This window comes from Streptomyces sp. GbtcB6 (genome assembly GCF_019091475.1).
GTDB classification, from domain to species: Bacteria; Actinomycetota; Actinomycetes; order Streptomycetales; family Streptomycetaceae; genus Streptomyces; species Streptomyces hyaluromycini.
Window position 1 is genome coordinate 44,348 of the sequence record NZ_JAGXJL010000056.1, and the last position, 8,946, is coordinate 53,293.

An 8,946-nucleotide genomic window follows, 5' to 3' on the forward strand; every position below is an offset into this window, starting at 1 on the left:
CGCCCTCGCCTGCAGCGCCCCCGAAGGGGCGCGGGGCTGTATTGAATGTGCGGCTACCGCCGCGTGGGCGCGACCAGCCACAACGGCGCCGCGGACGACTGACGGCGCATCGCGGAGCGCCTAGTGCACGCCGGGCTGGTACTTGGGCAGCCTGGCAGTGATCTTCATGCCCGCGCCGGGGGCGGTCTCGATGACGAGGCCGTGGTCGTCGCCGTAGACCTGGCGGAGCCGGTCGTCGACGTTGGACAGGCCGATGCCGCCGCTGGGGCTGGTCTCGCCGGCGAGGATGCGGCGCAGCAGGACCGGGTCCATGCCGGCGCCGTCGTCCTCGATGACGACCAGGGCCTCTGCGCCCTCGTCCTGGGCGGTGATCTGGATGTGACAGGTGCCGGTCTTGCCCTCAAGGCCGTGTTTCACGGCGTTCTCGACCAGGGGCTGGAGGCAGAGGAAGGGCAGGGTGACCGGCAGTACCTCGGGGGCGATCTGCAGGGTGACCGTGAGGCGGTCGCCGAAGCGGGCCCGGACCAGCGCCAAGTAGTGGTCGATGGCGTGGAGTTCGTCGGCGAGGGTGGTGAAGTCGCCGTGCCTGCGGAACGAGTAGCGGGTGAAGTCGGCGAACTCCAGCAGCAGTTCGCGGGCGCGCTCGGGGTCGGTGCGGACGAACGAGGCGATCACGGCGAGCGAGTTGAAGATGAAGTGCGGGGAGATCTGGGCGCGCAGGGCGCGGATCTCGGCCTCGATGAGGCGGGTCCGGGAGCGGTCCAGGTCGGCCAGCTCCAGCTGGACGCTGACCCAGCGGGCGACCTCGCCGGCCGCCCGGACCAGGACGGCGGACTCGCGCGGGGCGCAGGCGACCAGGGTGCCGTGGACGCGGTCGTCGACGGTGAGCGGGGTGATCACGGCCCAGCGGACCGGGCAGTCGGGGGTCTCGCAGTGCAGCCGGAAGGCCTCGCCGCGGCCGGACTCCAGCGGCCCGGCGAGCCGTTCCATGATCTCGGTGCGGTGGTGGTCGCCGACGCCGTCCCAGACCAGCAGGTTCTTGTGGTCGGTGAGGCAGAGGGCGTCGGTGCCGAGCAGCGTGCGCAGCCGGCGGGCCGAGCGGCGGGCGGTCTCCTCGGTCAGGCCCGCGCGCAGCGGGGGTGCGGCGAGGGAGGCGGTGTGCAGGGTCTCGAAGGTGGCGTGCTCGACCGGGGTGCCGAGGCCGCCGAGGCTCTCGGGGCGTGCGGTGCGGCGGCCGAGCCAGAAGCCGGCGGCGAGGAGCGGGAGTACGGCCACGCAGAGGCCGGCCAGGAACCCGGTCACGCCTTCACCTCCGCGCGCAGCTCTTCGGGCAGGTGGAAGCGGGCCAGGATCGCGGCCGTTCCGGGCGGTACCCGGCCGGGGGTCGCCAGGGACACCAGGATCATGGTGAGGAAGCCCAGCGGCACCGACCAGAGCGCGGGCCAGGCGAGCAGGGCGTGCAGGTCACCGGTGCCGGGCAGGTCGGCCATCGTCGCGGCCACCGCGCAGAACGCCGAGCCGCCCCCGGCCAGCATCCCGGCGGCCGCGCCGGGCGGGGTCAGCCGCCGCCACCAGATGCCGAGGACCAGCAACGGGCAGAAGGAGGAGGCGGACACGGCGAAGGCGAGCCCGACGGCGTCGGCGACCGGCAGGCCGCCCACCAGCACGCTCGCGGCGAGCGGTACGGCCATGGCGAGGACCGTCCCGAGTCTGAAGTGCCGTACCCCGCGCGCCGGGAGGACGTCCTGGGTGAGGACGCCGGCGACCGCCATGGTGAGGCCGGAGGCGGTGGAGAGGAACGCGGCGAAGGCGCCGCCCGCCACCAGCGCGCCGAGCAGGTCGCCGCCGAGACCGCCGACGACCCGGTCGGGCAGCAGCAGGACGGCGGCGTCCGTCTCGCCGGTGAGGGTGAGTTCGGGGGTGTAGAGGCGGCCGAGGGCGCCGTAGACGGGCGGCAGGAGGTAGAAGAGGCCGATCAGGGCAAGGACGGCGACCGTGGTGCGGCGGGCGGCGACGCCGTGCGGGCTGGTGTAGAAGCGGACGACGACGTGCGGCAGGCCCATGGTGCCGAGGAAGGTGGCGAGGATCAGCCCGTACGTGGCGTACAGCGGGCGTTCCTCGCGGCTCTCGGCGAGCGAGGTGGACATGCCGCCGTTGGTGCCCCGGTCGGTGGCGGGGACGCGGGTGCCCTTGGCGAAGGTCAGGCGGGTGCCGGCGGTGATGCGGTGGGTGCCCTCGGGGAGGGTGACCCTGGTGTCCTCGTGCGGGTGGCCGTCGACGGTGCCGGTGACGGTGACCGTGAGCGGGCCGTCGAGCCGGAGGGAGAGGGTGTCCTGGACGTCCACGACGCGCTGGGTACGGAAGGTGGCCGGTTCGTCGAAGGCGTGCACGGGGGCGCCGGCGCGCTGCCAGGCGAGGACGAGGAAGAGGGCGGGGACGAGCAGGGCGGTGAGCTTCAGCCAGTACTGGAAGGCCTGCACGAAGGTGATGCTGCGCATGCCGCCGGCGGCCACGGTGGCCACCACGACCACGGCGACGATGAGCCCGCCGAGCGCGTCGGGGGCGCCGGTGAGGACCGCCAGCGTCAGCCCGGCGCCCTGGAGTTGGGGCAGCAGGTAGAGCCAGCCGACGCCGACGACGAACACCCCGGCCAGCCGCCGTACCGGCTGCGAGGCGAGCCTGGCCTCGGCGAAGTCGGGGAGGGTGTAGGCGCCGGAGCGGCGCAGCGGGGCGGCGACGAAGAGCAGGAGCACGAGGTAGCCGGCGGTGTAGCCGACCGGGTACCAGAGCATGTCGGGGCCCTGGACGAGGACCAGTCCCGCGATGCCCAGGAAGGAGGCGGCGGAGAGGTACTCGCCGCTGATCGCGGCCGCGTTGAGGCGGGGGCCGACGGTGCGGGAGGCGACGTAGAAGTCGGAGGTGGTCCGGGAGATGCGCAGGCCGAAGGCGCCGACGAGGACGGTCGCGACGACCACGAGGGCGACGGCCGGGACTGCGTAACTGGAGTTCATCTGGCCTCGTCGGAGTTCATCCCGCGTCGTCGGGGCTGGAGTTCATCGGTCCTCGACGAGGCGGACGAAGTCCTCCTCGTTGCGTTCGGCGCGGCGCACGTACCAGCGGGCGAGCAGGATCAGCGGGGCGTACAGGCAGAAGCCGAGCACCAGCCACTCCAGGCGGCGCGCCTGGGGGGCGGCGGCGAAGACCAGCGGGAGCGGGCCGACGAGCAGCACCAGGACGGCGAACACGACGAGGGCGACGCGCAGTTGGCTGCGCATGAGGGAGCGGACGTAGGTGTGGCCGAGGGTGGTCTGCTCGTCGATCTCGGTGCGCGGCCGGTAGTAGCCGGAGGTACGGCGGCTGCGGCGCGGCGGACCGGTGACGGTCACCCGGCGCTCGGCGGGGTCCGCGGCCACCGTCAGGCCCTCCTCATCAGCAGGTCCCGCAGCTCGCGGGCGTGGCGCCGGCTGACCTGGAGCTCCTCCGCGCCGACCAGGACGCTCACCGTGCCCGCGTCCAGGCGGAGTTCGCCGATGTGGCGGAGGGCGACCAGGTGACGGCGGTGGATGCGGACGAAGCCGCGGGAGCGCCAGCGGTCCTCCAGGGTGGAGAGCGGGATGCGGACCAGGTGGCTGCCGCGGTCGGTGTGCAGGCGGGCGTAGTCGCCCTGGGCCTCGACGTGTGTGATGTCGTTCACCGTCACGAACCGTGTGACGCCGCCGAGTTCGACGGGTATGTGGTCGGGGTCGGGTTCGTGCACGGGTATCCGGGGTGCGTTGCCGCGCAGTTCGGCGGCCCGGCGTACCGCCTCCGCCAGGCGTTCCTTGCGTACCGGCTTCAGGACGTAGTCAACTGCTTTGAGATCGAAGGCCCTTACCGCGAAGTCCTCGTGGGCGGTGACGAAGACGACCAGCGGCGGCCGGGCGAAGCCGGTGAGCAGCCGGGCCAGGTCCAGGCCGTCCAGGCCGGGCATCTGGACGTCGAGGAAGACGACGTCGATGGCCTCGGGGCCCTGGGGCCCGGACTCCAGGGCGCGGGTGATGCGGCGCAGCGCCTCGGTGGCGTCCCCGGCGCCCTCGACGCTTCCGATGCGCGGATCGGCGTGCAGCAGATAGAGCAGCTCCTCCAGCGAAGGGCGTTCGTCGTCGACGGCGAGGGCGCGCAGCATGAACGGAGTGTAGGCGGCGGAACGCGGCGCTGGACATGTACCGGACGTGGACGTTCGCGCCGGACGAAGTGGTGTTCCCGAAGTCTCTTCGGCCGTGGTTACAGTGCGGGCATGAACAGCGGCACCGCCTCCTTCGACGATCTCGACCGGAAGATCACCACTGCGTTGATGGCGAACGCGCGGACCAGTTTCGCCGAGATCGGCGCGGCCGTCGGGCTCTCCGCGACGGCCGTGAAGCGGCGGGTCGACCGGCTGCGCGAGACCGGTGTGATCACCGGGTTCACGGCCACCGTCACCCCGTCGGCCCTCGGCTGGCGCACGGAGGCGTACGTCGAGGTGTACTGCGAGGGCGCGGCCCCGCCCCGGCGGCTCGCGGAGGTGGTCCGCAACCATCCGGAGATCACCGCGGCCATGACGGTGACCGGTGGCGCGGACGCGCTGCTGCATGTGCGGGCCCGGGACGTGGGCCACTTCGAGGAGGTGCTGGAGCGGATCCGCGTGGAGCCGTTCATCCGGAAGACGATCAGTGTGATGGTGCTGTCGCATCTGCTTCCGGAGAGCCCGGAGGCCGGTGCCACGCACCCCGTACCGGAGTAAACGCATCGATGCTGCGTTTGTACGACTGGAGACGCAGCGTTCCTGCGCAGACGCGCAACATTCATTTCTTGTCGCCCGTATCCGACGCTTTCTACCTTGGTGTCAACCCTCAGTCGACACCGCGGGAAAGCGGAGGAACCCCTCTGTGTCCGAAAGCCGTGTGCCGCGCCTCAGGCGCTTCCTTGTCTGCGAACCCAGACATTTCGGCGTGCAGTACGCGATCAATCCCTGGATGAACCCCGACACCAGGGTCGACGTCGACCTGGCCCAGGAGCAGTGGACCGCGCTGATCAGCGCCTACCGCACGCACGGGCACAGCGTCGACCGGCTGGAGCCGGTGCCCGGCCTGCCCGACATGGTGTTCGCCGCGAACTCGGCGGTCGTCGTCGGCGGCCGCGTCTTCGGCTCGCTCTTCCATGCGCCCGAGCGGCGCCCCGAGTCCACCCACTACGACCTCTGGTTCAAGACCGCGGGCTTTGACGTGCACCGCCCGGGCTCGGTGGTCGAGGGCGAGGGGGACCTGGTCTGGACGGGCCGGTACCTGCTCGCCGGCACCGGCTTCCGCACCAGCCGCGAGGCGCACCGGGAGGCCCAGGAGTTCTTCGGCCACCCGGTGATCAGCCTGACCCTGGTGGACCCGTACTTCTACCATCTGGACACGGCGCTCTTCGTCCTGGACGACGAGAACATCGTGTACTTCCCGGAGGCCTTCTCCCCCGGCAGCCGGGACGTGCTGCGCCGACTGTTCCCGGACGCGGTGCTCGCCACCCGGGACGACGCCATGGCATGGGGCCTGAACTCGGTCTCCGACGGCCGCCACGTCTTCATCGCGCCGCAGGCCGAGGCGCTCGCCGCCCGGCTCGCCGACCAGGGCTACGAGCCCGTCCCCGTCGACCTGTCGGAGTTCCACAAGGCAGGCGGCGGCATCAAGTGCTGCACCCAGGAAATCCGCTGAGGACCAGGAGATCCCCCTGATGACCGCACCCGCACGCGCACGCACCTCCGCCGAGCTGATCGAGGCGGAGGGACCGGTCCTCGCGCACAACTACCACCCGCTGCCCGTCGTCGTCGCCCGCGCCGAGGGCAGCTGGGTGGAGGACGTCGAGGGCCGCCGTTACCTCGACATGCTGGCCGGCTACTCGGCCCTCAACTTCGGCCACCGCCACCCGGCGCTGGTCGAGGCCGCACACTGCCAGCTGGACCGCCTCACCCTCACCTCGCGCGCCTTCCACAACGACAGGCTCGCCGAATTCGCCGAACGGCTCGCGGCGCTGACCGGCCTGGACATGGTGCTGCCGATGAACACCGGCGCCGAGGCGGTCGAGTCCGGCATCAAGGTGGCCCGCAAATGGGCCTACGACGTGAAGGGCGTCCCGGCCGACCAGGCCACGATCGTGGTCGCCGCGGACAACTTCCACGGCCGTACGACCACGATCGTCAGCTTCTCCACGGACGAGACCGCCCGCGCGGGCTTCGGCCCGTTCACGCCGGGCTTCCGGATCGTGCCGTACAACGACCTGGCCGCGCTGGAGGCGGCGGTCGACGAGACCACGGCGGCCGTGCTGATCGAGCCGATCCAGGGCGAGGCCGGGGTGCTCATCCCCGACGACGGCTATCTGACCGGGGTCCGCGAGCTGACCCGGCGCAAGGGCTGCCTGTTCGTCGCGGACGAGATCCAGTCCGGCCTCGGCCGCACCGGCCGCACCCTCGCCGTCGACCACGAGGACGTGGTGCCGGACGTGGTGCTGCTCGGCAAGGCGCTGGGCGGCGGGATCGTGCCGGTGTCGGCGGTGGTGGCCCGGCGGGAGGTGCTGGGGGTGCTGCACCCCGGCGAGCACGGCTCGACGTTCGGCGGCAACCCGCTCGCGGCGGCGGTCGGCACGGCGGTGGTCGAGCTGCTGGAGAGCGGCGACTTCCAGCGCCGGGCCGCCGAGCTGGGCGTGGTCCTGCGGGACGGCCTGACGGAGCTGGTCGGCAGGGGTGTGGTCGGCTTCCGCTCGCGCGGACTGTGGGCGGGCGTCGACGTGGACCCGGCGATCGGCACCGGGCGGGAGATCGGCGAACGCCTGATGCGCGAGGGCGTCCTGGCCAAGGACACCCACGGCTCCACGATCCGGCTGGCCCCGCCGCTGACCGTCACGGCGGAGGAACTGCGGTCGGCGCTGGGGTCGTTGGAGAAGGTGCTCGCGGCGTAGACCGGGGAGGAGCCGGGGGGCGGGGCGGCCGGGCCCGTGAGCGCGGCCGTCCCGCCCCGATCGGTGATCAGCCCTTGCCGAGGAGCTTGTTCATCTCCTTGATCTCGGCGTTCTGGGCGGTGACGATGCCGGCGGCCATGCTCGTGGCCGGGGCGTAGTCACCCTTGGCCTTCTCGGTGCCGGCCATCTCGACGGCGCCCTGGTGGTGCTGGACCATCATGGTCAGGAACATCGTGTCGAAGTCCGTCCCCTTGGCCTGCTTCAGCATGGTCATGTCCTTGTCGGACATCATCCCGGCCATGCCGGCGTGGCCGCTGTGGTCCATGCCCGCCATGGGCACGTCCTCGCCCCAGGCCTTCAGCCAGCCGGTCATGGTCCGGATCTCCGGGTCCTGGGCCTTCTCGATCCGGGCGGCGAGGTCCTTCACCTGGGCGGAGGAGGCACGGTCGGCGGCGAGCCCGGCCATCTCCACGGCCTGCTGGTGGTGCGGGATCATGCTCTGCGCGAAGGACACGTCCTGCGCGTTGTGCGCGTCGGCGGTGGCGGTGGCGCCGGCCGCCGCCGAGTGCGACGCGTGTGCGGTGCCGGCGGTGTCGGTGCTGTCGTCGCCGCTGCCGCACGCGGTGAGGGCGAGGGCGGCGGTCGCGGTGAGCGCGACGAGGACGGCACGGGTACGCGTGGTGGTCATGCTGGATCTCCTGCGAATGGATGTGAGTGGGCACGCGGGAGCACGACCGCCGCGCTGTCCGCGCGCGGCCGGCTCGGGTGCCTCTAGATCCGCAGGAGCTGGAGTTCGGCCAGGTCGGGGGGTGCCCGTGCGCCGTCCGGTGCCGTGACCGGGCCGGCGGGCACCGGGCAGGCGGTCGCGAGCACGGGGACCGGGTCCGGGACCAGCGCGGGCAGCGCCGGTCCGCCGCTCACCGCGCCGGAGGCGCAGGTCGCGTCGGCGTGGTGCGCGTGGTGGTCGCCGCAGTGGCCGTCGTCGCCGGAGCAGCCGTCGTACGCGGTGGCCGTGACCGCCGTGGAGGAGACGGCCCGCTCGTGCCCGCCGTGCATTCCCATGACGCCGCCGGGTGCCAGCGCGTGCATGCCGAGCAGCCCGGTCAGCAGCCCCAGCACGAGCAGGGCGCGCCAACGCCGGTACGGCGGTCGCGGGGTGGGCTGCTCGGTGGGGCGCATCGGGGCCATCCTATGCATGCCCTGAGAGCCGGCCGGCACGGGCACACCCCGGACGGTCGTTTCCGCGCACGGGTGCCGAAGGCGATGTCCGTGGTGGACCCGCCGGTCGCGGGCGACGGCAGGCGCACTCGGCCGCCGCCATGAGCACGGACCCGACGACACCATCGGTGCCGGTCCGGGAAGGGGCCCTTGGTGAAGAGACGCGGTGGTGACCGGTGACGCCGCCTGCAACACGAGCCGGCCCGAGGGGGGTTACTCCTTGACGCCCTGCGCCCGCTGGGAGACGTGTGCCCAGTCGTCCCAGGTCTTCAGGCGGTCGGCGTAGACGTTCTTGGCGATCTCCAGGCCGTCCGTGCCGAAGAAGGCGCGCAGCGGCGGGTTCTCCGCGTCGACGATCTGCAGCAGGGCGGCGCCCGCGTCGCTCGGGTCGGCGTAGCTGGCGTCACCCATCTGAGCCGCGATGGCCTCACGGACCGTGTCGTACACGGGGATCCGCTCGGCGTGCTTGGCGGACGAACCGGCCCAGTCGGTGGTGAAGCCGCCCGGCTCCACGATCGTGACCTTGATGCCGGTGCCGGCGATGGCGAGCTCGTGCGAGAGCGACTCGCTCAGTGCCTCGAGCGCCCACTTGGACGCGTTGTACACGCCGATGGTCGGGAACGCGGCGATGCCGCCGACCGAGGAGATCTGGACGATGTGGCCGCTGCCCTGAGCGCGCAGGATCGGCAGGACGGCCTGCGTGACCCACAGCGCGCCGAAGAAGTTCGTCTCCATCTGAGCACGCGCCTGGTCCTCGGAGGTCTCCTCGAT

10 protein-coding genes are annotated in these 8,946 nt (G+C 72.4%); 3 read left to right on the plus strand and 7 right to left on the minus strand.

From position 1 onward, the window contains the following. Window positions 1–120 precede the first annotated feature (120 nt). Genes KVT45_RS46250 through KVT45_RS46265 form a run of 4 tightly spaced genes read right to left on the minus strand, consistent with a single transcriptional unit; the run spans window position 121 to window position 4,165 of the window. Window positions 121–1,302 carry a sensor histidine kinase gene (locus KVT45_RS46250; protein ID WP_217555955.1) on the minus strand — a complete coding sequence of 394 codons (1,182 nt, stop codon included), beginning with the start codon at window positions 1,300–1,302 and terminating at the stop codon, window positions 121–123. Continuing rightward, a complete protein-coding gene (locus KVT45_RS46255) occupies window positions 1,299–3,011 on the minus strand; it encodes a cation acetate symporter (RefSeq protein ID WP_217555957.1) in 1,713 nt (570 codons plus the stop codon). The genes KVT45_RS46250 and KVT45_RS46255 overlap by 4 nt, the downstream gene beginning before the upstream one ends. A 42-nt stretch (window positions 3,012–3,053) precedes the next feature. Next, complete coding sequence (locus KVT45_RS46260) at window positions 3,054–3,413, minus strand: hypothetical protein (protein WP_089105434.1); 360 nt, start codon at window positions 3,411–3,413, stop codon at window positions 3,054–3,056. 2 nt (window positions 3,414–3,415) lie between these two features. After that, on the minus strand, window positions 3,416–4,165 hold the full coding sequence (locus KVT45_RS46265; RefSeq protein WP_217555972.1) for a LytTR family DNA-binding domain-containing protein: 750 nt from the start codon (window positions 4,163–4,165) through the stop codon (window positions 3,416–3,418). A gap of 111 nt (window positions 4,166–4,276) precedes the next feature. On the opposite strand from KVT45_RS46265, the gene KVT45_RS46270 reads away from it, so the two are divergent. The 3 genes from KVT45_RS46270 (at window position 4,277) to rocD (ending at window position 6,957) form a co-directional block, all read left to right on the plus strand. Further along, window positions 4,277–4,762, plus strand: coding sequence for an Lrp/AsnC family transcriptional regulator (locus tag KVT45_RS46270; RefSeq protein WP_089105436.1), 486 nt, complete (start codon window positions 4,277–4,279; stop codon window positions 4,760–4,762). Window positions 4,763–4,907: 145 nt separating this feature from the next. After that, complete coding sequence (ddaH, locus tag KVT45_RS46275) at window positions 4,908–5,717, plus strand: dimethylargininase (protein ID WP_217555981.1); 810 nt, start codon at window positions 4,908–4,910, stop codon at window positions 5,715–5,717. Between the two features lie 19 nt (window positions 5,718–5,736). Beyond that, complete coding sequence (rocD, locus tag KVT45_RS46280; RefSeq protein WP_217556002.1) at window positions 5,737–6,957, plus strand: ornithine--oxo-acid transaminase; 1,221 nt, start codon at window positions 5,737–5,739, stop codon at window positions 6,955–6,957. Between the two features lie 67 nt (window positions 6,958–7,024). On the opposite strand, the gene KVT45_RS46285 is transcribed toward rocD, so the two are convergent. The 3 genes from KVT45_RS46285 to KVT45_RS46295 form a co-directional block, all read right to left on the minus strand. Next, entirely contained in the window at window positions 7,025–7,645 is a 621-nt protein-coding gene (locus tag KVT45_RS46285; RefSeq protein ID WP_217556003.1) for a DUF305 domain-containing protein, read from the minus strand. 83 nt (window positions 7,646–7,728) lie between these two features. Next, entirely contained in the window at window positions 7,729–8,136 is a 408-nt protein-coding gene (locus KVT45_RS46290; protein ID WP_217556004.1) for a DUF6153 family protein, read from the minus strand. A gap of 252 nt (window positions 8,137–8,388) precedes the next feature. Next, a partial coding sequence (locus KVT45_RS46295; protein ID WP_217556005.1) for an SDR family NAD(P)-dependent oxidoreductase occupies window positions 8,389–8,946 on the minus strand: 558 nt, incomplete at its 5' end.